Raw genomic sequence first — 24823 nt, forward strand, 5'->3', positions numbered from 1 at the left:
ATCGATCCTTCAGTGAGCGGAAGCGAAACGGTTGGCGGGGCGGGGCAGACCGAGCCGGTCGCGGAGGGTTCCCGTTGCCGGCGCGACCACGGGTCGGATGACGGGCAGGACGTTCTCGACGAGCCGGGGCAGGGTGGACGGGAGAGCAAGCGGTCGCAGTGTCACTCCGTCCACGCCCCGTATGTCTCCGAGGACCTCGACGGCCCCTGCGTCGGTGCCCACGTGGACGATCGTGTCGGAGACGTACGGCGCTCCGGCCCACGCTTCGAGTTGCGCGAGGCCGGCGACCGCTTCGGCCTCGGTGGCGGCGAGCAGCAGGTCCACGTCGAGCAGGACGAACACCGAGCGGTCCCCTGCGGCGGCCCGGATGCGCGCGGCGAGATCGGCCGCAGCCTCGGCATCTGTTGCCCGAATGCGCACGAGATCGGCTCGCCGCGCCGCGAATTCGAACGACTCTCCGCCGGTGACCGTCACCGCGACCAGCGGTTGCCCCTGCGGAGACCTCGGCACGATGGACGATCCCTTGACGGAGAAGTACTCGCCGACGAAATCGATGTAGTGAACCTTGTCGCGGTCGATGAAGCGGCCGGTGGCGACGTCACGGATCTCGGCGTCGTCCTCCCAGCTGTCCCACAACCTGGCCGCGACCTCGGCGGCCTCGTGCGCCTCGGCCCACAGCGACGCGGTGTCCTGCTCGTCCGCGCGCCCGAACAACGCGACCGGGTCGGCCCCCGGCGTCACCGCGACCTCCCAGCCCGCGCGGCCGAGCGTGGTGTGGTCGATCGCCTGGATCGCCTTGGCCACGTGGAACGGCTCGGTGTGGGTGACGGTCGCGGTGGGGACGAGCCCGATCCGGGTGGTGGCCGCTGTGAGACGCGCAGCGAGCCCCACCGCTTCGAGGCGACCCCGCACGGTGGACGCATCCGTGGTGACGCCGAAGGTGTCGGGGAAGAACGCGAAGTCCACGCCGGCGCGGTCGGCGGCCCCGACGAGGCCGGTCCAGTAGCGGGGGGTGAACAGTTCCTCGGCGCGTGAATCGTCGCGGCGCCACGACGACGGGTGGATGCCGGTGCCGGCGAATTCGACGGCCAGCAACAACTCTGAACTATCGGACATGATGGACCTTCCCGGGGATGGCCTTGAGCAACGTCTGCGTGTACTCGTGCCGTGGGTTGTCGAAAATTTCTGCGGTGGAGCCGTATTCGACGACCCGGCCGGCGCGCATCACAGCGACGGTGTCGCTGATCTGCCGGACGACGGCGAGGTCGTGCGAGATGAACAGGTAACTGAGCCCGAGTTCGGTCTGCAACGAGGTGAGCAGCTCGAGAACCTGTGCCTGGACCGACACGTCGAGCGCCGAGACCGGCTCGTCGAGCACGAGCAGGTCGGGTTGCAGCGCGAGCGCCCGGGCGATGGCGACACGCTGCCGTTGCCCACCCGACAGTTCGGCGGGTTTGCGGTCCAGGTGAGCCGTCGGCAGCGCCACCTGATCGAGGAGGCGTGCGACGTGTTCGGCACGTTCGGTCCGTGTGCCGATGCCGAATGCGTCGAGCGGTTCGGCGACGATGTCGCGGATCCGGAGTTTCGGATCGAGCGACGCGTACGGGTTCTGGTGCACGATCTGCACGCGACGACGCAGCGCCCGCAGTGCATTCCCGTGCAGACCGGTGATGTCGTCGCCGTCGAACCGAACGTGTCCCGCGGTGGGGGTCTCGAGCCGGATCGCGATACGCGAGACCGTGGACTTGCCGGAACCCGATTCGCCGACCAGCGACAGCGTGCCGCCGCGCGGTACCTCGAACGACACGTCGCGCACGGCGTGCAGCGCGGACTTGCGGTCGATGCGGAACGTCTTCGACACGTTCGAGACCGTGAGGATCGGGGCGGCTTCGCGCAGCGCGGGGCGTGCGGGCGCCTCCGCGAGACTCGGTGCCGCGGCGATGAGCGAACGCGTGTACTCGTGTTGCGGGTCGGTGAGTACCTGTGCTGCCGGTCCGGTTTCGACGACCCGTCCGCCCTTCATCACCACGATGCGGTCGGCACGATCCGCCGCGACCCCCAGGTCGTGGGTGATGAGCAGAACCGCCGCGCCGGTGTCGGCGATCCTCGCGTCGAGGTGGTCGAGGATGCGGCGCTGCACCGTCACGTCGAGCGCGCTGGTCGGTTCGTCGGCGATGACGAGGTCCGGGCGGCACGCGAGAGCGATGCCGATGAGCACGCGCTGGCGCTGCCCACCCGACAACTCCTGCGGGTACTGCCGTGCACGCAACTCCGGATCGTCGAGCCCGGCCTCCTCGAGGATGCGCAGTGTTTCGATCCTCGCGGTGCGCCGGTCGGCGAGACCGTGGATGCGCAGCACCTCGGCGACCTGATCCCCGACCCGGATGACGGGATTGAGTGAGGTCGTCGGGTCCTGCGGAACGAACCCGATGCGTGCACCGCGGAGACGCTCGAAGGCCCGCTCCGGCAGGTCGTCGAGCCGGGTGCCGTCGAAGGTCACCGACCCCGCGGTGACACGTCCGGTGCCGGCGAGCAGCCCGATGATCGCCTGGGCGGTGGTGGACTTGCCCGAGCCCGATTCGCCGACCACCGCGACCACCTCGCCGCGTGCCACGGTGAGATCGACACCGCCGACCGCGACCATCGGTTCGCGCGCCGATCCGTAGGCGACCTGCAGGTCGCGGACCTCGAGCAGGGTCATTTCGCGCTCCTGTCCTCGATGGCGTGACCGATACGGTGGGCGGCCAGCACGACGGCCACGATGACCAGGCCCGGCAGGGTCGTCATCCACCACGCCGCGGCGAGATAGTTGCGGCCCTCCGAGATGAGCGAGCCCCACTCGGGAGTGGGCGGGACGGCACCGAAACCGAGGAAGCTCAGCGACGACACGGCGAGCACGGCCATCCCGAATTCGACGGCGGCGAGGGCGGTGACAGGCGCGTACGAGTTGCGCAGCACGTGCCGGCGGAGCACGGTGCGCCAGCGGACACCGCACGCGAAGGCCGCCTCCACGTACAGGGCCTTGCGAACCCGCAGCACTTCCGAACGCATGACACGGGCGAAGTTCGCGACCAGGCTCACGCCGACGGCGATCGCGACGTTCATCGTGCCGAAGCCGAGTGCTGCCACCAGTGCGAGCGACAACAGCAGTGCCGGGATCGACAGCAGCACGTCGACTATGCGCATGAGGACTGCGTCGACGCCGCCGCCGAGCGCGCCCGAGAGCAGGCCGACGAGCGAGCCCACCACCAGGGCGATACCGACGGCGACGAGCGTCGCGGTGAGCGACAGTCCGGCTCCGTACACGACGCGCGTGTAGACGTCGCGGCCGAGATTGTCGGTGCCGAACCAGTGTGCTGCGCTCGGTCCCTGCAGTTTCTCGGCGGGCACGCCCCGCAGCGGGTCGCCGGACGCGAACACCGACGGGAACAGCGCGAAGCCGACGGCGAGGAGCAGGACGACCGCGGACACCGAGAGCACGACATTGCGTCGCAGCGCCGTCACGACGGACGAGATACGAAACGTTCTGTGCAAGGGCGGTTCCGGCCACGGCGACGTCGCCGGTGCCGTCTCGCGGATCAGCGTGTCAGACACGTGCCTCGACCTCCAGGAGAGTGTCGTCGTGAGCCGGGTTCCCCTCCGTCGACGCCACCGCAGCACGGCGCGGCGCCACCGCACCTCTGCGTTCGATGCCGTGGGTGATTCGCGGGTCGATGAGGGGGTAGAGCAGGTCGACGGCGAGGTTGACGAGCACGAAGACGGTGGCCGAGAACACGACGATGCCCTGCACCACGGGAATGTCCTGCGCCATCACCGACATCTGCGTCAGACGTCCGATGCCCGCCCGCGAGAAGACGGTCTCGACGACGACGGCTCCTGCGAGCAGGTTGCCGACGATGACGCCGGCGATCGTGAAGGCGGGGATGCTCGACAGTTTCAGGGCGTGCCGCGTGTGGATGCGCAGGCGCGACGCGCCTTTCGCCCGTGCCGCCTCGATGAACGGCTGCCGCCAGGTCGTCTGCAGGCTCGTCGCGAGCACCTGTGCGATCACCGCGCCGGTGGGCAGTGCCAGGGTGATCGCGGGCAGGATCACGTGTTCGATGCCCTGGTCTCCGAAGGCCGGGAACAGTCTCAGCCGGAACGAGAAGAGCTGCAACAGGATCAGGCCCACCCAGAAGGTCGGCACGGCCACACCCAGCGGAGGGAGCGAGAACAGCAGGCTGCGAAGCAGGTTCGTCCGAGTGTAGGTCGCGAGAAAGGCGACCGCCGTGCCGAACACCAGGGCGAACACCAGCGCTGTGCCCGCCAGTGCGAGAGTGCTCGGCAGGGCGGCGGCGATCGCGTCGGTCACCTGCTGGCCGGTGGAGATGGACATGCCGAAGTCACCTCGGACCGCGTTGCCCAGCGCGTTCCAGTACTGCACCGCGACCGGCTGGTCGAGTCCGTATCGAGCCTGGAGTTGTTCGATCGCGGCGGCGTCGACCGGCGTTCCCGCATCGGCGCCGGCGGCGATGGAGACCGGATCTGAGGGCAGCAGGAACAGGACCGCGAACGACACCGTGAACGCCGCCCACAGCACACCCACCGCCTGGAGCACACGGAAACCGAGATAGCGCAGCATGATCTACTCGCTCAGCCAGGTGTCGACGAACTGCAGTCGCGCCGAGGCCTCGAACTTCAGGTCCGCGACGTTCGGCCCGGCACCGATCGCCTGCGACAACTCGACGGTGGGAATCCACAGCCCGTTGTCGAGCACGAGTTGCTGCGCCTGCCCGACGAGCACGCCACGCGCCGCCGGATCGGTCGTGGACAGCTGACGACCGAGTACGTCGTCGAGCTCAGGGATCGGGTTGCGCCGGTTGATGTTCCGACCGTCGAGACCGAATGCCGTGCGCAGAATGTCGCCGTCGGCCCGGGTGCTGTTGTAGTAGGACGCCTCGTAGTCACCGGCGTTCTGCCGGGCGGTGGTCTCGGGAGTGGAGACGAGATCGAGCTGCAGGTCGATGCCCACCGCACGCAACTGCTGCTGCACGAGTTCGAGGATGGCCTGGTTACCCGCGAACACGGAGCTGAAGAGCACCGGGAAGCTCAGGCGCTGCCCGTCCTTGACACGGATTCCGTCGGGACCGGGCACCCAGCCCGCATCGTCGAGGATCTGCTCGGCCTTCCGCGGGTCGTAGGTGACGTCGGCGAGCTCGACGTAACCGGGGGTCGCGGAGGCGAGGGTGCTGGTGGCGGGGCGGAAGTCGGGCCCGAGGACGGTGTCGACGAGTTCCTGCCGGTTGATCGCCGGAACCAGTGCGCTCCGGACGGCCGGGTCGGCGAGGACGCCGCGGCTGACATTGGGCTGGAATCCGAACGGAATGCCCGGGTTCGGCGTGGTGAGGATGCGGCCACCGGCACCTTCGATCTGCGGGGCATCCTGCGGCAGGGCATCCGAGATCGCGTCGAGCTGCCCGGACGCGAGCGAGCCGGTGCGGACTCCGGATTCGGGCACGATGGTGAATTCGATGCGGTCGAGGTAGGCCTCACCGTCGTGCCCGAACGCCTCGGACCCCCACGAGTATCCCGCGCGCTTGACGAGCGTCGCGGACTTGTCCTGCTGATAGCCCTCGTAGACGAACGGACCGGTACCGGAAAGGTCTCCCGCGCAACGCTCCTCGGCGCTCTTCGCGGTGTCCGCGGCCGAGAGCAGACCGAGCTGGTGGCTGGCGGTGGCCTGCAGGAACGGCGCGTTCGGAGCCGAGAAGTTCACCTGTGCGGTGCGGTCGTCGACGACCGTGGTGCCGGTGTACCCGGCGAGGAAACCGACGGCCTGCGGTGCCTTGACCCCGCCGAGGGTGTTCACGATCGCGTCGAAGTTCCTCTTCACGGATTCCGCGCTGAGCGGGGTGCCGTCGCTGAAGGTCACGCCCTCCTTCAGGCGGAAGGTGAACCGGGTGCCGTCGGCGTTCGATTCCCAGCTCTCCGCCAGCCACGGCACGATCTCACCGGTCTCGGGATCCTGGTCGGTGAGCGAGTCGACGACCTGACGGGCAACGTAGATGGTCTGGTTGCTGCCGGCCTGGGCCGGATCCGCGCAGGTCGGTGCCTGCGACAGCCCGTATCGCAGGGTGCCGCCGGGCTGCGGATCCCCGGCGGGCTCCGAGTTCGCCGCAGTGCCGGATCCGCACGCGGTCAGTGCGGCTCCGAGCACTGCGGCTGCGGCTGCCGTGACGACGAGCCGGGACGCAGAAGAGGACGAGATGGACAACGACGGGCTCCATGATCTGGACATGGCTCCGGCAGCATGACGCAGGCGACGCCGCCGGGCGGACGGAAGGAAGGTGAATTCGACGCGGATCTCAGCGGCCGCGACACCTGGCCCCGCAGTGGCGGCACAGGTCGACGTGGATACGTTCCCACGCACCCGTCAGGCCTTCGCTCGTCATGTTCTCCTCCATCGTTCCCGGCGGTAGCACCCTCACCTGCCGGGGCAGGGGGTTGCTGCGACGTCGTCGAGCCAGGTCTCTCGGTCGCTCTGGATGGTCGTCGCCGACGGTAGTGACCTCTCGATCCCCCGAACACCTTTTTCGTCAGCGCGATCGAAACCCCTCCCGGCGACACCGGCGGTCACCAACGGCGAGGGGCCCACGAGTACCCGTTGTGCGCAGGGCACCGATGGCGCCGCGGATCCGCGGCGCCACCGGGCGTGGAGACAAGTTCGAGTCGACTCAGACGCGAGAACCGGAGTGGGAGGTCGCGCGCGACGGATACCGGTCGAGGGGCTCTGGATGGTCGGTGCAGACGTCAGCGAGCCCGAAGATCCCGGAACACCGTCAACCTCACCGCGATCGAAAGTCCATCTACTCGTGCCGGATGGGTGCCGACGCGCGCGCCAGTTCGAGGACCTCTTCCTCGGTCGGCGGACTCTTCGGGTGATAGGTCAGGCACAGCGGCGTCTGCGTCTTGCGGAATTCGGCCCCTTCGACGGCGGCGTAGAACTGCCCGGCGGGCAGCCGGCCGATATCGGGTACCGTGCCGCCCTTCACCGCGGCCATCTCCTTCGCCGCGTCGATCTGGGCGGGGCTGTTGAGCAGGCCGTAGAACTGGGTCGCGGCGTTGCCCGGTATCCGGTTGTTCAGTCCTTTCGGCGCCTGCGTGGCGAACACGAGACCCAGACCGTACTTGCGTGCCTGGGAGGCGAGAGCCAGCGTGCTCTGCGTGCACGCGGTGGTCTGGCCGGACGGCGCGAACGTCTGCGCCTCGTCCATCACGAACAGACCTCCCAGTGGTCGATCGCCGGCCGGGTTCTTCTTGATCCAGGCGAACAACGCCATCTGCAGCTGGTTGACGAACCCCTGGCGCTGGGAATCCGAGGGCAATCCGGACAGGTTCACCACCGACACCCGGGCTCGGCGGCCCGGCGACGGCGTCAGCAGCACGCCCGGATCCACCGCGGTGCCGATCCCGCCGAACATCGGGTCGGTGGCCATCGCGGCCTTGAGATTCTCGGCGAGGTCCGCGGCGATCTTCTCGGCGTTCTTGAGATTGCTGATGTCCTCCGGGAGCTCTTCGAGGAGAGCAACGAAATCGTCCAGCCCACCGGATGATCCACGGCCGAAGTATTCGAGGGCCTGTTTGAGCACGGCCTGCGCCTTGCCTGCCGCGGCGGTCCGTCCGTCGGCCCTCGCTCTCGGTGCCAGCGCAGCGACGGCGGAGTCGATGGCCGCGCCGAACTCGTCCCGGTCGTCGACGACGCTCGGGAAGTCCGGGAGCGGCTGGAAGCTGAGCGGCAGGCCGTTGGACCGGCGCGGCGTCCAGACCAGCACCTCGGTGTTGTTCAGGTAGTCGGCCGCCTTGATCTCGTCGCCCGGCGTCCAGCCGCGGGATCCGGCCGGCCACGGTGTGCCGAGCCGGGACAGGTCGTTGTTCGGATCGAGGATGATCGAGGACACCCCGTGGAGTGCACACTCCTCCACCAACCGGCGGATGAGCACGGTCTTCCCCGAACCGGACCCCGCGAAGATCGCCGTGTGCTTGCGCAGCGCTTCGAGGGGGATCCGAACCTCGGTTCCGCCGGCGACAGCGGTACCGACCGGGATCGACGGGACCTCGACGGAGTCCGCCGGGCCGGCCTCCGGCTCGTCCACCACCGACGCATCCGGCAGCGCGGCCGATTCGGACGTTCCGGTGCCGGTCGCCGGGGCGGGCTCCGCCGCCGGTCCCGGCGATGCACCGTCGGCCCCGGCGACGTCCAGCGCCGCGCGGAACACACCGACCTCGTGCGCGGGCCGTCGACTCGCCAACCACTCGTCCAGCCTGTCCGGGTTCGCCTCCAGCAGACCGTGAAGTGCTGTCAGGGTTCGGATGTCGTCGCGTGACAGCGGCAGTGTCCGCCCGCCTGCCGCATCGAACGACGCGACGGTCGCCTGAGTCTTCGCGCCCCCGGACCACGGCTCGTTCCGCAGCAGGAACAGCCGACGTCGCGGCATGCTTCCGGCCAACCCGGCTGCGGTACATGCCTTCTGGATTCGATTCATCGACGCGACGGCGTTCGTCGACGACACCGCACGGAACGCCCAGTGTTCCTCGTCCTCGGTGGCGGCATCGAGAGTGCGCCGAAGCCGTGCGTGCAGAGCAGGTTTCGCGCCGGGCAGCGGATCGCGCTGGAATGCGCCGTCCGGTGCACCGGCTTCCCGGATCCACGCGTCGAGCCCCGCGGCGAGCAGCCGTGGCACGACCGTGTCCTCCGATCCGGCGTCGACGGCATCGTCCGCGGCGGCTCCGGCCACGAGCGCCTCGAACCGGGCATCGAGCGCGGTGAGGTCCACATCGCCGCTCACTCCCGGCGTCTCATCCGGTTCTTCGCCGACGGCCCGTCCGAAGTCGGTCATCTCGATCACCGAGTCACGATCGAGACAACGCCGGATGTGCGCGTCGACCTGTTTCAGGAGTTCGCGCGGGGTGATGTCCGGGGTGCCGGCCAGGGCAGCGTCCGTCACGGGCCAGGTCGGATACGGGGCCTCGAACCCGACGGAACCGTAACCCGACCGAAACCGCTTCTCCAGCAACGCGCGAGCGATGTCCGGTGTCGGCAGACCCTTCAACGGCCGGTCCACCCGGAACCGGTCGCGGACGGTCGCGGTGGCTCGGTCCTCGATCAACGCCCACGCCCCGGGTGTGCACGAGACCACCGAGACGGTTCGCTTCAGTGTCTCCCGCAACGACATCAGTCCGTGCGCGATGTCCTCGAGCGCCGAATCGGCCGATGCTTCGGCGGAACCGCCCAGCGTCCGATGAGACTGCGCGATCAGGGTGTCGATCTGATCCACGGCCAGGACGGTGGGGCCCGTCTCCGCGAGCAGCAGGGAGATGTCCCGCGCGATCTCCTGGGGAAGCGTCACTGCCGGACCGATCCCCCACCGGCTACGTTCGCCGGGAGACATCTCCTCGACGGACAGCAGGAACGACTCGCCGACGTCCTGCAGATCGAGATCGGCTGCCGCATACAGCGCCAGGGCGCGCGCCGTGCGGCGACACTGCCTCATCAGCTGGGGCCGGACCTTCGCCAGGGCCATGACGAAGTCGTCCAGCACAGTCCTGTCCAGCACGGCGTCGCCGACGATCGCGCGGCGCTGCGCCCGCGTGATGTGGGCGATCGTGGCGAGCCGCCACAGCAACAGCCGGAGCTGGGTACCGTGCTCGGATGCCGGCCGCCCGAGATTGTCGAGCATCCCGACGACGGTCGAGCGCCAGAAGTCCGACGCGTCGATGAGCCCGATCAGGAAGAAGTACCCGTCCTCGCTCTGCACCCGCTCACGAACGTGCCCCAGCAGGTGAGTCTTCCCGGAGCCGGCCTGTCCTCGCACCACGACACCGAGGGGGCTCGCCGACGGGCTGTTCCGCGCGTCGTCGAACGCACTCATCACGGTGCCGATCACCGGGTCGTGCAGTCCCGGCACGTGCAGGTCGGCCTGCGGCTGCCACACGTCGTCCGGCGTCGGCGCCCACGACAGACGGATCGAGGCGAGTGCGCGGCGCTCGTCGTCGGTCGCGCGCTGCACGGGCTCGGACGTGGCCTGTATCAGCTCTGTCACTGCGCCTCGATCGCGATGGCGTGGTTGTTCTGGAAGCCGATCACCACGGCCGCGGCCCGGTCCCGTTCGGTGAGTGCCTTCTGGTTCTCCTCCGGAACGAGGACGACATCCGGCAGCCGGTACATCCGTGCCAGTTCACGGTCGAGTTCGTCCCTCGGCACGTCGGCCAGCACCTCGCGCAGGTCGGTCAGGCGCACCCACGCTCCCGGCCGTTCCGCCAGCCGCGTATACGCGATGCGGACACGATCCTCGACCGCACCGGATTCGGCGGTTCCCACGGGCGCCGAATCGGTGGCCGTCCCCGCCGGCAGGAACACGTCGGACGGACGCAGATCAGCACGGTCGAAGTACCGGCGCATCGCCGCGAGCATCGTGTAGAGCGTGCGGCCGTACGGGCCCGCTTTCGGCGGCGCCGCCGAACCGATCTCCTGGTAGCACCGTGCCCAGCCGCCGTCGGCCAGCACGTGCGTGTAGGGACGGCCGCTGGTGTCGGTCTCGATCAGTCCCAGCCGGTTCAGCTTCTTGCGGCTGTCCGGCCGCAGCTCCGGCCCGAGGGTCTTCAGTTCGGGGTTGGGCACCGGACGTGACTCGGCCATCAAGGCGAGCAGCACCAGGATCTCGCTCGCCGTCAGATCGTCTGCACTCACCGTGTACTGCCCTCCGTCGCCGACCTGGTCGATCCCGTCTCACGGCGTCGGCCGCGGACATACCCTTCGATGGCGGCCACGACCGCCGAGACGTCGTCGAGGACGTGCTCGTTGGTGAACCGCAGCACCGCGTAGCCGTCGAGCTGAAGCCGGACGTCGCGCCGCCGATCGGCAGCGTACTTGGCGGGCATCCGATGGTCGTCGCCGTCCACCTCCACGACGCATCGGGCGTCCGGCCACATCAGGTCGACACAGATCGGCGCACGCAGCGGATCCGGCTGATAGATCGTGTTCCACCGGCCGCCGCGGGCCCAGTCGCAGTCCTGCAGAGCCGCATCCAGCTTCTTCTCCGCGGCGCTGCCCGGGTGCGGTCGCCCGGCGAGCGCCGGGTACCGCAGCCGGACCGGCTCCGGCGAATGCGGCGACGACTCGCCGTGCGCGACCGTTCCGGTTCGTGTCCCCGGCAGCACGGTGACCGTGGTGAACCGATCGATCGCGGGGATCGCCGACGTGGCCACCGCGATCCCGATACGGCCTTGCACGGCAAGCCATTCGCACGCGGCCGCGAGCACGTGTTGATCGTCCACCGGCAGGTCCGGCGGCGCCGTGACGACGAGCACGGTGTGCGATCGCCGATAGCCGGTCGCGAGGACCCGGGCGAGACCCGCCGCCCTGGTCTCCCGGGCGTACCGGGACGGATCGAGGCGGGTGCCACGTACCGCCGCCTCGGCGAGGGCGGCGACGAACGGTCCGAAGTGACGGCTGGTCGCTGCCAACCGCTTCGCCAGTACCCGGACCGCCGCGACATCGAGCAGGGTCCGGCCGTCGATGTCCGCGCCGCCGGGCAACCAGGCCGGGAACAGGTTCAACGCGGCGGCTTCGAGGTCGTCGAGGATCCCCGCGACGATTTCCGCTGCGGAATCCGTCCCGCCGATGTGGCACACGAGAACGGCCGGTGCATCCTGCGTCTGCGGATCGAGAACGGCAGCGATGTCCGCCGTCGGGTGATTCACACACACGACCCGACCGGCCGGCACATCCGCCGGCCACCGGGCCGGCTCCCCCTCGGACTGCATCGGGACGGCACCGGTCGTCCCCGTTCGTATCGTTCTTGTCACCTATGCGGTCCTGATCCCCATCCACAACGTCACGCGCACCCTATCGTCGGCGCGATCGGCGACGTTTCAGGCGGAGGCCTCGGCGGCCCACGATATCGCGGCGGCGCGCTCGGACAGCAGGGACACCGTCGGGCAGGTCTCGGATCGGTTCGAGCGTGGTCACAGCGGTACCGCCGCGAGCCGTGCGGGCAAGACCCGATCAGCACGACGCGGACGGATACTTCTCGAACGGGTGCGGCCCGATCTCCTCGGCCGGGACGGCCGGATCGAACAGCGCGGTGTACCCGGCCGCCAGATACAACGCGACCGCTTCGGGTTGACGCCAGCCCGTGGTCAGGTAGATGCGGGTGTAGCCGCGCCGCACCGCCTCGGCCTCGAGTTCGTCGAGGACGATCCGGCCGAGCCCACGACGCCGGTGGCGGCTGGAGGTCCAGATGCGTTTGAGTTCGGCGGTGTGCTCGTCGTAGCGGCGGAACGCTCCCCCGGCGACGGGCTCGCCGTCCTCGGCGAGGACGAGCAAGGCCCCGTGCGGTGGGGCGAACTCCTCGCCGGGGTGGGTGGTCAGCGCATCGAACTGTTCCTCGAACGGCCGCTCGTACCGGGTGCTGTACTCGACGGCCAGTTCCGTGAGCAGCGGCAACGCAAGCGGGTCGTTCTGGGCGACGTGATGGACCTGGATGCGGCGGGTTTCGGTCATCGCGCGGCCACCGCCTCCCGGGTGCCGAACCGGAACGGCTCGGGTGCCCGCACCGTTCCGTCGACGAGATCGGCGACGAGTTCGCCGATCGCCGGTGCGAACTTGAAACCGTGCCCGGAGAATCCGGCGGCGACTGTCACGTCGCCGATCCGGTCGACGACGAAATTGCTGTCCGGGGTGGTCGTGTAGAGACACGTGTCGGCGGTGACGGAGCCGGGGTCGACGCCGGGCAGCCACGCGGTGGCGTAGTCCACGAGTCGCGCGACACCGGCGGGATCGGGCCGGTGATCCCGGGTTTCGGGATCGACCACCGGCCCCGTTCCGTGTTCGCCGATCTTGATGCCGTCGCCGGAACCGAGCCCGTAGATGCCCTCGGCGGCGAGCCCGGCACCGGGATGGTGCACGAAACTGGGCCAGTCGTCGTCGGTGACGGGTGCGAAGTGCGCGGGTTGTTCCTGCGTCGTGCGCAGTCGCGGCAGTTCCGGCACCGCGTCCAGACGCGCGGCGTCGATGACCGGCCGGGTCCATGCGCCGGCCGCGACGACGACGTGCCGGCCCGCGACGACATCGTCGTCGGTGATCACCTCGACGCCGGCTGCGGTGGTGCGGATTCCGCGGACGGTGACGCCGTGCCGGATGTCCGCTCCCGTCTTCCCCGCAGCCCGGCTCAGGGCCTGCACCGACCGGTCGGCGTGCAGCCGTCCGGCATCGGGATGGTGCAGGACCTGCGTGTCGAATCGGATTCCGGGCCAACGCCGTCCGGCCCGCTCCGGTTCGAGCAGTTCGTACGGGATCCCGAGCGCGGCCAACGCGCGGGCCTTGGCCGCGAACGCGCCGGGCAGCCCGTGATCGACGGCACCGGTGAGCGTGAGCACCGACGTGCCGGTGTCGTCTTCGAGGGCGCGCCACAGCGGCAGGGCCCGGGCGGCCAGAGCGGTGTAGAACTCCCCGTCGTACGCCTGCCGGTAGATGCGCGAACTGCCGTGCGACGCACCGCGATGGTGTCCCGGCCCGAACTGTTCGAGCAGCACGACCGACCGGCCGCGCTCGGCCAGGCGCCACGCCGCCGCCGATCCGATGACACCGCCGCCGACGATCACCACGTCGGCGCGGCCCTGATCTCGACTCATCGATTCCCTCCGGATGTCGCTGCTACGCAGGCTTCTTGGGCAGTCCGGGCGGGTTGATCACCGAGGAATCGATCGCCTCACTCGAGATGCCCCAGCGTTCGAGAACCTGCGCGTACGTGCCGTTCTCGATGAGATGGTTCAGCGCCTCGTTGATCGCGACGATCAGCCCGTTGTCCTTCTTCGTGAGCACCGCGATCTCGCCCTGCAAGTCAGCGCCCGCTCCGGAGAACGTGCCGACGACTTCGGTCTCGCCGGATTGGATGGCGTGGAACGCCGACGACGGGTTGGGGCCGACATACGCGTCGATGCGGCCCGAGCCGAGTGCGAGGTAATAGTCCGTGGCGTTCTGGTAGTAGAGGATCTCGGCGGGGTCGAGCCCGGCCGCGATGTTCTCCTCGTTCCACTGGACGAGCAGTTCTTCCTGATTGGTGCCCGAGCCGACACCGATCTTCAGGCCCGCGATGTCCTTCGGCCCGTCGAACGTGATACCGCTGTCCTTCTTGACCTCCACGGCGAGGCTGTCGAGGCGGTAGGTGGCGAAGTCGTATTTCTCCTTACGTTCCTCGGTGACCGTCACATTGGAGATGAAGGTGTCGGCCTCACCGGAGTCGATGCGCACGAAGTTCTGTGCCCAGTCCGCCGCGGTCAGCTCGATGTCCAGTCCGAGTACGTCGCCGATGAGGTACGCGAAGTCCGTTTCCGAACCGATGAGTGTGGTGTCGTCGTCGGCGTAGAACCGCAGTGGCGGGGCCGTTCCGGCGGAACCGGTCACGATCAGGGTGCCACGGTCGCGGATGGCCTGCGGGACCTTCGCGGCGATCTCGGGAACCTCGTCCGTGGTGATGCGGTTCTGGTCCGCGGTGAGGTTGTAGCCGGCCGCGGTCGCGGCGTCCGTCTCGGGGTCGCCGGAGCTGCACGCCGCGCCGGCGAGCAGGGCGACGGCGGTCAGGGCCGAGGCAAACAGCCTCGTGGGGCGGGTGGAGGCTGACATCGTGTCCTTCCGGAGGTCTTCGGTGTGAAAGGTTTTCAGAGCACCCGGGACAGGAATGCCCGGGTGCGGTCGTGGGTGGGGCGATCGAGAACGTCGGCGGGTGGGCCCTGCTCGACGATGACACCACCGTCCATGAACACGACGGTGTCGGCGACCTCGCGGGCGAATCCGATCTCGTGGGTGACGATGACGAGGGTCGTACCGTCCCTCGCGAGGTCGCGGATCACCTCGAGAACCTCGCCGACGAGTTCGGGGTCGAGCGCGGAGGTGGGTTCGTCGAACAGGATCACCGCCGGACGCAGTGCCAGCGCGCGGGCGATCGCGACGCGTTGCTGCTGTCCGCCCGACAGCTGCTTCGGGTAGTCGTGGATCTTGTCTCCGACGCCGACGCGGCGGAGGAGTTCTCGGGCTTCGGCCTCCACGGCGGAGCGTTCGCGCTTCTGCGCCGACAACGGGGCCTCGACGACGTTCTCGAGCGCGGTCAGATGCGGGAACAGATTGAAGTTCTGGAAGACGAAGCCGATCCGGGAGCGCTGGCGCAGTACCTCGCGCGGGCGCAGCTCGTGCAGTTTGTTGCCGCGCCGCCGATAGCCGATGAGTTCGCCATCGATACGGATGGTGCCGCGGTCGACCTTCTCGAGGTGGTTGAGGGTGCGCAGCAGCGTGGATTTCCCCGATCCGGACGGACCGAGAATCACCGTCACTTCCCCCTTGCGGACCTGCAGGTCGATGCCCGCGAGCACGTCCAGTGCGCCGAAGGACTTGTGGACCCCGCGCACGTCGACGGCGTAAACCTGCGGATCTCCGGTCGTGGTCAAGTCGTCGCTCCCCTCGGCGCACCGATCCCGGTGTCTCGGATCTCGCGGTACTTGGCCAGCAACTTCTGCCGCGGGGTGGGCGGCAGCGCGCGGGCGGAACCGCGGGCGTAGTGACGCTCGACGTAGTGCTGGACGATGGACAGGACGGTGGTGAGCAGGATGTACCAGACGGTGGCGACCATGAGCAGCGGCACCACCCGGCCGTTGCGTCCGAAGATCACCTGGACCTGGTAGAACAACTCGGCAATCGCCATCGTGGAGACGATCGATGTGCCCTTGAACAGGCTGATGACCTCGTTGGCGGCGTTAGGCAGGATCGCGCGCATCGCCTGCGGCAGGACGATTCTGACGAACTGGCGGTGCCGTGGGATGCCGAGGGCGTTGGCCGCCTCGATCTGCCCGTGATCCACGGAGATGATGCCTGCACGGATGATCTCCGCGGAGTAGGCGGCCTGGTGCAGGGCCAGACCGATCACCGCAGCGGTGAAGCCGGAGATCACCCCGGTCACGTCGAACTCGAAGAAGCTCGGTCCGAACGGAATACCCAGCGACAGTGTCTGGTACAGGTACGCAATGTTGAACCAGAACAGTAGCTGCACGATCAGCGGAATCGAGCGGAACGCCCAGATGTAGGTCCACGAAATGACCTGGAGCACCGGATTGTTCGACAGTCGTGAGACGGCGAGCAACACGCCGAGAGCGAAGCCCAGAACACTGCCCCACAGGGTCAGCTTCACCGTCATCCACAACGCAGCCAGCACCGATTCGGCGGTGAAGTAGCGGGCGAAGGTCGACCAATCCCACCCGGGGTTGGTGGCGAGGCCGTGCAGGAACTGCGCGACGACGACCAGCACCGCAAGGCTGATCACCCACCGCCACGGGTGCCGGGTACGGGCGACGACGAGATCCGCGTCGTCGACGGTGTCGGGCGCCGGTGACGCGGGACGATTGCGGGTCGGCGCGCTCACGCCGGCCTGCCGAACGCTGCGGACATGGAGGTGCCTTTCGAACTGGACAGGGGAATCCCAGAAGTCGGATTGCGGGGACCGGACAGTCAGCGGCAGCGGCGCGAGGCGCCGCGGCACAGATCGATGTGCCGTCGGCGACAGGACGCGCGCTCGTTGCTGCTCATGGTCGGACCTCTCCCTCGGTCCCGTCGGGATCGGCGACCGTCGCATACAGCGTGTTCGTGACGGCCGTCCCGGTCACTGTTTGAAATCCGGGTGATTCGAACACCTCGACCCTCCCGACACCACCCCCTTCGGGTGCTGGGAACCTTCACCCGGAGGGGGCGCGTGCGGGGTGGGGCCGAGGAGCGGGGCGACGGTGGCCGGTCCGTAGACTTCGATCGGTGACTGCGTTCGAACTGTTCCTCGTCGCCCTGGCCGGTCTGGGAGCCGGCGCAATCAACGCACTCGTCGGCTCCGGCACCCTCATCACCTTCCCGACTCTCGTGGCGTTCGGGTTGCCGCCGGTGACTGCGACGATGTCGAATGCGGTCGGGCTCGTCGCCGGTGGCGTGTCGAGCACGTGGGGATATCGGCGCGAATTGCGTGGGCAGTGGCTGCGATTGCGCTGGCAGATTCCGGCCTCGCTGTCCGGCGCGGTGCTGGGATCGTGGCTGCTGTTGCACCTGCCGGAGTCGGCATTCGAAACGATCGTGCCCGTTCTCATGGTGCTCGCACTGATCCTCGTTGTGCTGCAACCGAAACTGCAGAAATGGGTGCTGAATCGGGCCGGTGGGACCGGCGACGACCGCATCGGGCCGGTACGGATGACGATTCTCGTCGCGGGCACCTTCGCCGTCGGCGTGTACGGCGGCTATTTCACTGCGGCACAGGGCATTCTGCTCATGGGACTGTTCGGTGCGCTCCTGCACGACAACGTCCAGCGACAGAACGCGGCGAAGAACCTGCTCTCCCTGTTGGTGAACATCGTCTCCGCCACCGCGTACACCCTCGTCGCGTTCGACCGGATCAACTGGACGGTCGCCGGGCTCATCGCCGCGGGCTCGTTGATCGGCGGCGCGCTGGGCTCACGCTACGGTCGTCGCCTGTCCCCCACGGCGCTGCGCGGCACCATCGTCGTCGTCGGCCTGATCGGCCTCTACCGACTGCTCGCGTGAGCGGGTGAGAAAATGGCACGGTGAGTACATCCGAGGACACCACCGCCCCTGCCTGGACCTATCTGATGGACATGGACGGCGTGCTCGTCCACGAGGACGCACTGGTCCCGGGCGCAGACGCCTTCCTCAGTGAACTGCGGTCGAACGGAACACCGTTCATGGTTCTGACCAACAACTCGATCCGCACTCCGCGTGATCTGCGGGCCCGGCTGCTCCGCACGGGCCTGGACATCCCCGAGGAATCGATTTGGACGTCGGCGCTCGCGACCGCGACGTTCCTCGCGAACCAGCGACCCGAGGGAAGCGCCTACGTCGTCGGCGAATCGGGCCTGACGACGGCGCTGCACGACATCGGGTACGTGCTCACCGACCGTGACCCCGACTACGTGGTGCTCGGCGAGACCCGCACCTACTCGTTCGAGGCGATCACCACGGCGATCCGACTCGTGGAGCGGGGCGCGCGGTTCATCGCGACGAATCCCGATCCGACGGGACCGTCGCTCGAGGGTTCGCTGCCTGCGACCGGCGCTGTCGCCGCGTTGATCACGCGGGCGACCGGCCGCGAACCGTACTTCGTGGGCAAGCCGAACGCGCTGATGATGCGGTCCGCGTTGCGGGCGATCGGCGCGCACTCGGCGACGACGGTGATGATCGGCGACCGCATGGACACCGACATCGTGGCCGGGCTCGAGGCGGGCCTGCAGACGCTGCTGGTGCTCACTGGGATCTCGACGCGCACGTCGGTGGAGCTGTACCCCTACCGGCCCACGCGGATCATCGAATCGGTCGCGGATCTGGTGGGCCGCACCGCGAATCCGTTCTGACGTCGCCTTCCGGCCCCCACCGGGCCGGAAGGCGACAGCGCCCCGCCACCGAGAAGATGAGGTTCTCGGTGGCGGGGCCGGCTACCTGTCGCGGGTACCTATCAGCCGAGGCTGAACGGCTGACCCCACAGGGTGACCTGCTGGACAGCGGTCTTGGTGTTGACCGTGACCTTCACGAAGCTGCGAGCCTGGGCGTAGCCGGCACAGCCGGAGATGCCCACGGTCGAGTCGGCCCAGGTGACGCTGCCCTCAGTTGCCTTCGAAACCACCGAGAAGGGGCGGAAGACCCGCTCACCGAAGGCGTTCTCCTGCTCCAGGGAAAGAACGTTGAAGGAGGAGGTCTTGCCGGGGGACAGAGTGATGCCGACGTTAGCGCTCAGCCCGCCGCTTCCGGTCGAGCTCTGGGTCGACGCAGTCACAGTCGGGTCTGTTGTGGGGGTGTCAGTGGTGGTGGAGCTTGCGCCGCCTCCGCCCGCGGCATTCGCACCCGCCCCGCCCGAGCCGCTGATATCCACCTGGCAACCGGCAACATAGCCCGGCTGAATGCGGAAGTTGGAGACGTCCTTGGCACCGGCTCCTGACAGCTTGACCTGAGCCGACCCGGACACCCACACATTGCGGTGGACAGGGGTGGCGCCCATCGACGGGGAGATGTTCGCCGACTCGCCCGTGGTGGAGACCGTGACGACGACGTCGCCCGGCAGGGTCTCGGTGATCGAGCCTTCCTTCAGGGGGATGAAGGTGTCGGCATTGGCCGCACCGGCGGACGCAAAGCCGATCGCGACGGCGACGGTGGCGCCGATACCGGCAGCGCGGAGACCGCGGCGCAGGCCCTTGGTGATGCTGGTCTTCATGTCTTCTCTCTCGAGTTCGTGGCTCGCGTGAGCGAGGAGTCAGTCAGGGTCTGGTGCGGTGATCAGCCGATGCTGAACGGCTGGCCGTACAGGGTGGTCTTGACGTAGTCCTTGCCCACGACCTCGAGCACGGTGTAGGCCCGAGCCTGCGCGTAGCCACCGCAACCACCGTTACTGAGCTCGGTATCCTGGTATTGGACGGTGTACTCCGTGTTCTTCTCGGTGATGTCCTTGCCCTCGAGGTGCACGAAGGTCACCTGGCCGGGCTGCAGCGGAACGGAGAGAGACGCCGTCGGGCTGACCGCATTTGTCAGGGTCGTGACACCGGTGACGGCGTCTGTCAGCAGGTTTCCGGTCATGGCGCTGCTGCCACCGGTGCTGAAGTTGATGCCCAGGTTGCCCTTCAGACCCGAAATGTCGACCTGGCAACCGACGATGTAGCCGGTGTTGATGCGCGAGACGCCATGCGTCGAGGAATTGTTGGCACCGGCCAGGGGCGAGGTGCTGCCGTCGGTCTTACCCGGTTCCTTCGGGATGTCGACGTTGACCCGAGCGGTGATCTTGCCGGACACCCACGCGACGCGGTTGGTCGGGTTCGCGGCCATGGACGGCGAGATGAGCGCGCTCTCCTCGGTCCGGGTCACCGTGGCCTTACCTCCCGGAGCCGTGATCTCACCGTCGGGCAGGGGAACGAGGGTGTCGGCGTTTGCGGCGCCGACGGACAGGAATCCCAGGGCGATGGCCGCGGCGGCGGCCACGCTACCGATCCGGGCGCCGCGGCGCATACCGGAGGTGTGCTTCTTGCTCAATTTGTACCCCTAGTCAGGTGTGTGCGGTGCCCGTCCGTGGGAGGGCACGGTCGAACACGCCGATCTCCGGGCAGCAGAGATCGACTGGTGTTTATCACAGTGATTCGCTTTGGCCGAAAGACCCTACTGCACAAGGACCTCGGCGCACGGTCGACTGTTCGCCCCAGGGGGCACTGTGGCCGTTTGACAACCAGCCGGCCCCAGTTCGTGACGAACGATAACACGGCTTGTGAATAGCGCCACGAACGATCTCATCCATGTGACCTAGATCACTTACTGGTTACGGATGAGTAAAGAGTAGGTCAAACCCAACAGGCGGGAATCGGTGTTCGAAGTACGAATATTACTGCCCGGTAGCCGCATTCGGCATCGGAGACCGCCAGAGGCCGGTAGAGCTTTATATAGTGACACATTACAGGGACGTAAACCAGTAACCGCCGGTTGCACACAGATCCGTCAGCGGAGCCGCACCGGGATACCCGCGACGACGAGGGACACCGAGTCCGAAATCTCCGCGACCCTCGTGTTCAGGCGGCCGAGCTGGTCCCGAAAGAGCCGACCCGACGCACTCGCCGGGACCACCCCGCTACCCACCTCGTTGCTCACCGCGACCACCGGAACCGCACAGTTCGCCCACGCGGTCAGCAACTCCTCGACATCCTGTTCGACGGCAGCGAGGTCCCCGCCCGTCCACACCTCGTGCAGGTCGAGCCGCGCGGTGAGCCAGGTACCGAGACAGTCGACGAGCAGCGGTTCGGTCGCCGACCGCAGCACCTGCGCGACGTCCGATGTCTCTACGGTGGACCACGATTCGGGTCGGCGGTCGCGGTGCAGCGCCACCCGCTCCGCCCACTCCGCATCGCCCTCGCGGGTCCCGCCGGTCGCCACATACGTCACCGCGGGGTAGGCGTCGAGCAGTTCCTCGGCGTATCGGGACTTCCCGGATCGCACCCCACCGAGGATCAGCGTCCGTTGTCCGGTACCGTATTCGCATCCGGAAGCACCCACCCGAACCACTTCCCCGTCGTTGCCGACCCGCGCGCCGCAGCCACTGAGCCGACGGCGAACCTGGGCGATCGGCGGATTGTGATGCCCCAGGTGCACCGCGACCACATCGGTGGCATCGACGACCGCGCCACACGCGCGCAACGCCGCAACGGTGTCCGCGAACGCCGCCAGTGTGTGGTGGCCGGCGCTGAGATCCGAACGGTCACCGAAGGTTTCCTCGAGGAACACGGCATCGAACGCCGCGTCCGCCACATCGTCGAACCAGGCGTCCGGCAGCGGCCCGGTGTCGCACGCCCACAGGATGCGGGCACCGTCGGGGCCGGTAACGTCGTAGAGCACGGCGTCACCGTCCTCGAACACCTTGTGCCGGGCCCCGAGGACCCCGACCCGGTAGTCGCCGACGGTCAGCACGTCCCCCGCGGCCACCGGCACGAACCGGACGGGATCGTCCGGCCCCACCCAGTCGCGGCACGCATCGACCGCGGCGGCGGGTCCGACGACGTCGACGGTGAACCCGGCTGCGACCCACGAGCGGAACAGCAGCGCTTGCGGCCCCAGGTGATCGGCGTGGGCGTGCGTGAGCAGAATGTGCCGGACCCGAGCCAGATTCCGGCCGTGGCGCAGGGCCGCGCGCGGAGCTTCCGGCCCGCAGTCGAGCATCAGCACGTCGTCGATGAGCGCCGCGGTCTGCCCGCGGATCTCGCCGCGCCGGACGGCGTCGTCGCACGAGGCGCACGTGCAGAACGGATTGGGCCACCCGTCCGCGGCACCGGTACCGAGCAGCAGTAGCTCCATCACATCTCCTTCGGAGGATGCCGCAGGGGAAGTACTGCGAATCCTCCTGGCCGGTCCAGGATTTCGACCCTCGCTCCGTAGACGTCACCGATCCGCTCGGCAGTGAGGACCTGCGCGGGCGACCCGTCCGCGACGACTCGGCCGGAGTCGAGCAGCACCAGCCGCTCGCCGTACTGCGCGGCGGAGGTGAGGTCGTGCATGGCCGCGAGCACCGTGAGGTCACCGTCGCGGCGCAGCGAATCGATCAGGTCGAGAACCTGCTGTTGGTGGCCGATGTCGAGAGCGCTGGTCGGCTCGTCGAGCAGCAGCACCCGCGGTTGCTGGGCGAGGGCGCGCCCCAGCACCACCCGTTGCAGCTCCCCGCCGGACAACTCGGTCGCCGGTCGTGACGCGAGCGACTCCAGGCCGAGACGGTCGATCACCGAGTCGACGACAGCGCGATCGTTCGGGGTGTCGGTCGCGAACCGCGGGATGTGCGGGGTGCGGCCGAGCCGGATCAGTTCGCGGACGGTGACACCTTCGGGAACCACGGGCCGCTGCGGCATCAACGCGACCACCCGGGCGATCGCGCGGCGGCCCGCGCCGGGCGTCAGCCCCGCGATGCGGACGTCCCCGGTGGACGGCACCAGTCCGGCCAGCGCGTGCAGCAAGGTCGTCTTCCCGGCCCCGTTGGGTCCCAGGATCGACACCCACTCCCCCTGCTGCACAACGAGATCCACGGAGTCGACGACGCGGACTCCGTCGCGTTCGACGACGACGGACCGGCACTGCACCTCGGTCACAGGCCCCCCCTGCTCCGACGGAGGACGAGCAGGAAGAACGGCGCTCCGATCGCCGCGGTCACGACCCCGATGGGCAGTTCCGCCGGGGACATCACGGTGCGGGCAACCACGTCGGCGAGCACGAGGAACGCCGCGCCCGCCATCAGCGACAGCGGCAGCAGCATCCGGTGTCCGGGCCCGACGAGCAGCCGGACCGCGTGCGGGACCACGATCCCGACGAAACCGATCAGGCCGCTGACGCTGACGACCGCCGCGGTGCCGAGCGTCGCCACGCACACCAGCACGAGCCGTACCCGCGCCGGATGCACACCGAGGCTGGCCGCCTCGACGTCGCCGACGCCCATCACGTCGAGGGTGCGGCGGTGGAGCAGAACCACCGCGGCGGCAATCGCGACGTACGGTAGCACCACCACCACGTCGGACCAGCCGTCCGTGGCGAGCCGGCCCAGCAACCACGTGTAGACCTGGCGCAGGCTGTCGTCGGAGAGCTGCAACGCGAATGTCTGGGCGGCGTTCGCGAACGCCGCGACCGCGACGCCGGCGAGGATGATCACCACCTCGGAGCGGGCACCGCCGGCGGTCCGCCCCAGCGCGTAGGTCGCCGCGACGGCGAGCAGCCCGCCGACGAACGCGGCGACGGGCACTCCGGCCATGCCGAGCACACCGCCGAGGGCGATCGCGAGGGTCGCGCCGAGACCCGCGCCGCTCGAGACTCCGAGCAGATAGGGGTCGGCGAGCGGATTGCGGAATACCCCCTGGTAGGCGGCGCCGGCAATCGCGAGCATCGCGCCGACCAGCGCCCCCAGCACGACGCGCGGCATCCGGATGTTCCACAGGATCGCTTGCTGGCGCGTGGACAATCCACTGTCCACGTCGACGAACGGCAGTGCGTCCAGCAGCTCGAGCAGGACCCCGCGTACGGTCAGGCCCGCCGGCCCGACGAGGATCCCGACGAGCAGCGCCGCGATCAGGACGAGGAGCGCCCCGCTCAGCACCAGCACCCGGCGCCGTGGCGCACGGGTCACGACGTGGGCTGCGCGGCGGGAAGTGCGGCCGCCGTCGCGGCGAGGTCGCGGAGCAGATCCACGACCCGCGGACCCCAGCGGCTCGCGATGTCCTCGTCCAGCACGTGGACGCGGCCTTCGCGGACAGCGGTCAGTTCCCCCCAGCCGGCGCGCGCGGCAACCGTCTCGGGGGTGACGCCGCAGCACTGCCCGTCGGCCAGGAAGATCAGGTCGGGGTCCGATTCGACGATGTACTCGGCGGACAGCTGCGGATAGGCGTCGGGCCCGGTCGCGATCGAGCGCAGACCGACCAGCCCGTACAGGTACCCGAGGAAGGTGTCGTCGGTGATGGTGTAGAACGTGTCGTCGAGTTCGTGGTAGTAGCTCAGCGGCTGGTCCCGTTCCGGCACGGTCGTGAGGATCTGCTCGATATCGCTGCGCATCGACGCGGCCAGTTCCGCGGAATCGCCGATGTGTCCGGTGGCGGCCCCGACCTGCTCGATCTGGGTGTAGATGTCGTCGAGGGTGTCGGGGGCGGGCAGCAGCAGCGTCGGGACCCCGGCCTTCGCCAGGCCCGCGACGACGTCGCCGTTGTCGTCGGTCGCGACCACCAGGTCCGGCTCGTACCCGAGGATCGCCTCGACGTTGGGGGTATAGCCCGAGAGTCCGGTGACGGGCACCCCCGGCGGATAGTCGGACTGGTCGTCGACCGCGACGACCTGATCCCCGGCGCCCACGGCGAAGAGAATCTCGGTGGTGGTCGGGGCGAGCGAAACGATGGCTGCGGGACGCGCCTCGACGGTGACGGCGGTGTCGCCGGAACCGACGGTGACCGGAAACGTGCCGTCGCCGGTCGGTGCGGCACCGTCGGCGTCGGTGCCGGAGTCGTCACCGCCACCGCAGGACGCCACGATCAGGGCGAGCGTCGCGACACCCGCCCCCAGCATGCGGCGCACGCGGAACCTGTTGGTGGACACAACCATCCTCCGTTTCGGAGAACGAAAGCAGCACGGCTGCAACGGAAGTCCGTCGCGGCACGGCACCGTCCTTCGCCCGAGGACCAGTACGTGACCGCAGCGGCGGCCGATCTGACTCGTCCGGCCCGCGGCCGGCTTCACAGTTGCGGGACAGTGCCGGGATCG

Annotated in this window: 21 protein-coding genes and 1 riboswitch; of the genes, 2 read left to right on the forward strand and 19 right to left on the reverse strand. The window is 68.8% G+C overall.

Translation table 11 applies throughout. The annotated features are described in order from the left end of the window. Nucleotides 1-9: 9 nt before the first annotated feature. From RZ1_RS18215 to RZ1_RS18275, 13 genes are all read right to left on the reverse strand, one after another. Entirely contained in the window at nt 10-1116 is a 1107-nt protein-coding gene (locus RZ1_RS18215) for an LLM class flavin-dependent oxidoreductase (protein WP_072813914.1), read from the reverse strand. Further along, nucleotides 1106-2701 (reverse strand): dipeptide ABC transporter ATP-binding protein, encoded by a 1596-nt coding sequence (locus tag RZ1_RS18220; RefSeq protein ID WP_072813915.1) that lies wholly within the window; start codon nt 2699-2701, stop codon nt 1106-1108. Before RZ1_RS18220 ends, RZ1_RS18215 begins: the two co-directional genes overlap by 11 nt. Next, nucleotides 2698-3534: an ABC transporter permease gene (locus RZ1_RS18225; protein WP_283235935.1), complete on the reverse strand. Its 837-nt coding sequence runs from the start codon at nt 3532-3534 to the stop codon at nt 2698-2700. The genes RZ1_RS18220 and RZ1_RS18225 overlap by 4 nt, the downstream gene beginning before the upstream one ends. 52 nt (nt 3535-3586) lie before the next feature. Beyond that, nucleotides 3587-4621, reverse strand: a complete 1035-nt coding sequence (locus RZ1_RS18230) for an ABC transporter permease (protein WP_072813917.1) — start codon at nt 4619-4621, stop codon at nt 3587-3589. Nucleotides 4622-4624: 3 nt separating this feature from the next. Continuing rightward, on the reverse strand, nt 4625-6253 hold the full coding sequence (locus RZ1_RS18235; protein WP_072813918.1) for an ABC transporter substrate-binding protein: 1629 nt from the start codon (nt 6251-6253) through the stop codon (nt 4625-4627). 183 nt (nt 6254-6436) lie between these two features. Beyond that, nucleotides 6437-6531, reverse strand: a riboswitch (SAM riboswitch). A 314-nt stretch (nt 6532-6845) separates the two neighbouring features. Then, complete coding sequence (locus tag RZ1_RS18240; RefSeq protein ID WP_238071851.1) at nt 6846-10079, reverse strand: helicase HerA domain-containing protein; 3234 nt, start codon at nt 10077-10079, stop codon at nt 6846-6848. Then, nucleotides 10076-10726 (reverse strand): hypothetical protein, encoded by a 651-nt coding sequence (locus tag RZ1_RS18245; RefSeq protein ID WP_072813919.1) that lies wholly within the window; start codon nt 10724-10726, stop codon nt 10076-10078. The genes RZ1_RS18240 and RZ1_RS18245 overlap by 4 nt, the downstream gene beginning before the upstream one ends. Beyond that, nucleotides 10723-11739 (reverse strand): endonuclease domain-containing protein, encoded by a 1017-nt coding sequence (locus RZ1_RS18250; protein WP_169918001.1) that lies wholly within the window; start codon nt 11737-11739, stop codon nt 10723-10725. The genes RZ1_RS18245 and RZ1_RS18250 overlap by 4 nt, the downstream gene beginning before the upstream one ends. A gap of 304 nt (nt 11740-12043) precedes the next feature. After that, on the reverse strand, nt 12044-12541 hold the full coding sequence (locus RZ1_RS18255; RefSeq protein WP_072813920.1) for a GNAT family N-acetyltransferase: 498 nt from the start codon (nt 12539-12541) through the stop codon (nt 12044-12046). Then, nucleotides 12538-13671 carry an FAD-dependent oxidoreductase gene (locus RZ1_RS18260; RefSeq protein ID WP_072813921.1) on the reverse strand — a complete coding sequence of 378 codons (1134 nt, stop codon included), beginning with the start codon at nt 13669-13671 and terminating at the stop codon, nt 12538-12540. Before RZ1_RS18260 ends, RZ1_RS18255 begins: the two co-directional genes overlap by 4 nt. 22 nt (nt 13672-13693) lie before the next feature. Then, nucleotides 13694-14662 (reverse strand): ABC transporter substrate-binding protein, encoded by a 969-nt coding sequence (locus tag RZ1_RS18265; protein WP_072813922.1) that lies wholly within the window; start codon nt 14660-14662, stop codon nt 13694-13696. A 35-nt stretch (nt 14663-14697) separates the two neighbouring features. Next, on the reverse strand, nt 14698-15480 hold the full coding sequence (locus RZ1_RS18270) for an amino acid ABC transporter ATP-binding protein (protein WP_072813923.1): 783 nt from the start codon (nt 15478-15480) through the stop codon (nt 14698-14700). Beyond that, nucleotides 15477-16448 (reverse strand): amino acid ABC transporter permease, encoded by a 972-nt coding sequence (locus RZ1_RS18275; RefSeq protein ID WP_072813977.1) that lies wholly within the window; start codon nt 16446-16448, stop codon nt 15477-15479. The genes RZ1_RS18270 and RZ1_RS18275 overlap by 4 nt, the downstream gene beginning before the upstream one ends. Before the next feature lie 383 nt (nt 16449-16831). Here RZ1_RS18275 and RZ1_RS18280 point away from each other — a divergent pair, with 383 nt between their 5' ends. Together RZ1_RS18280 and RZ1_RS18285 are read left to right on the forward strand one after the other, a co-directional pair. After that, a complete protein-coding gene (locus RZ1_RS18280; RefSeq protein WP_072813924.1) occupies nt 16832-17605 on the forward strand; it encodes a sulfite exporter TauE/SafE family protein in 774 nt (257 codons plus the stop codon). Nucleotides 17606-17670: 65 nt separating this feature from the next. Then, the gene (locus tag RZ1_RS18285; protein ID WP_072813925.1) at nt 17671-18429 is read left to right on the forward strand and encodes an HAD-IIA family hydrolase; all 759 of its coding nucleotides are present in this window, start codon (nt 17671-17673) and stop codon (nt 18427-18429) included. A 101-nt stretch (nt 18430-18530) separates the two neighbouring features. Here the strand turns inward: RZ1_RS18285 and RZ1_RS18290 are convergent, their stop codons facing one another. The 6 genes from RZ1_RS18290 to RZ1_RS18315 form a co-directional block, all read right to left on the reverse strand. Then, complete coding sequence (locus tag RZ1_RS18290; RefSeq protein ID WP_072813926.1) at nt 18531-19283, reverse strand: MspA family porin; 753 nt, start codon at nt 19281-19283, stop codon at nt 18531-18533. 62 nt (nt 19284-19345) lie between these two features. Continuing rightward, entirely contained in the window at nt 19346-20092 is a 747-nt protein-coding gene (locus tag RZ1_RS18295; protein ID WP_072813927.1) for an MspA family porin, read from the reverse strand. Nucleotides 20093-20548: 456 nt separating this feature from the next. Continuing rightward, nucleotides 20549-21895 (reverse strand): bifunctional adenosylcobinamide kinase/adenosylcobinamide-phosphate guanylyltransferase, encoded by a 1347-nt coding sequence (gene cobU / locus RZ1_RS18300; RefSeq protein ID WP_072813928.1) that lies wholly within the window; start codon nt 21893-21895, stop codon nt 20549-20551. Continuing rightward, nucleotides 21895-22677 carry an ABC transporter ATP-binding protein gene (locus tag RZ1_RS18305; protein WP_072813929.1) on the reverse strand — a complete coding sequence of 261 codons (783 nt, stop codon included), beginning with the start codon at nt 22675-22677 and terminating at the stop codon, nt 21895-21897. The genes cobU and RZ1_RS18305 overlap by 1 nt, the downstream gene beginning before the upstream one ends. After that, nucleotides 22674-23702, reverse strand: coding sequence for a FecCD family ABC transporter permease (locus RZ1_RS18310; protein WP_072813930.1), 1029 nt, complete (start codon nt 23700-23702; stop codon nt 22674-22676). The genes RZ1_RS18305 and RZ1_RS18310 overlap by 4 nt, the downstream gene beginning before the upstream one ends. Beyond that, the gene (locus tag RZ1_RS18315; RefSeq protein WP_072813931.1) at nt 23699-24664 is read right to left on the reverse strand and encodes an ABC transporter substrate-binding protein; all 966 of its coding nucleotides are present in this window, start codon (nt 24662-24664) and stop codon (nt 23699-23701) included. Before RZ1_RS18315 ends, RZ1_RS18310 begins: the two co-directional genes overlap by 4 nt. Nucleotides 24665-24823: the final 159 nt, after the last annotated feature.

This window comes from Rhodococcus zopfii NBRC 100606 = JCM 9919, from assembly GCF_001895025.1.
In the GTDB taxonomy this organism is placed as follows: Bacteria; Actinomycetota; Actinomycetes; order Mycobacteriales; family Mycobacteriaceae; genus Rhodococcus; species Rhodococcus zopfii.

Bases quoted from the DNA above. Each gene is read 5' to 3' on its own strand.
- RZ1_RS18215 (WP_072813914.1), bottom strand. From the start codon at position 1,116: ATGTCCGATAGTTCAGAGTTGTTGCTGGCCGTCGAATTCGCCGGCACC.
- RZ1_RS18220 (WP_072813915.1), bottom strand. From the start codon at position 2,701: ATGACCCTGCTCGAGGTCCGCGACCTGCAGGTCGCCTACGGATCGGCG.
- RZ1_RS18230 (WP_072813917.1), bottom strand. From the start codon at position 4,621: ATGCTGCGCTATCTCGGTTTCCGTGTGCTCCAGGCGGTGGGTGTGCTG.
- RZ1_RS18255 (WP_072813920.1), bottom strand. From the start codon at position 12,541: ATGACCGAAACCCGCCGCATCCAGGTCCATCACGTCGCCCAGAACGAC.
- RZ1_RS18260 (WP_072813921.1), bottom strand. From the start codon at position 13,671: ATGAGTCGAGATCAGGGCCGCGCCGACGTGGTGATCGTCGGCGGCGGT.
- RZ1_RS18265 (WP_072813922.1), bottom strand. From the start codon at position 14,662: ATGTCAGCCTCCACCCGCCCCACGAGGCTGTTTGCCTCGGCCCTGACC.
- RZ1_RS18285 (WP_072813925.1), top strand. From the start codon at position 17,671: ATGGACATGGACGGCGTGCTCGTCCACGAGGACGCACTGGTCCCGGGC.
- RZ1_RS18290 (WP_072813926.1), bottom strand. From the start codon at position 19,283: ATGAAGACCAGCATCACCAAGGGCCTGCGCCGCGGTCTCCGCGCTGCC.
- cobU (WP_072813928.1), bottom strand. From the start codon at position 21,895: ATGGAGCTACTGCTGCTCGGTACCGGTGCCGCGGACGGGTGGCCCAAT.
- RZ1_RS18315 (WP_072813931.1), bottom strand. From the start codon at position 24,664: ATGGTTGTGTCCACCAACAGGTTCCGCGTGCGCCGCATGCTGGGGGCG.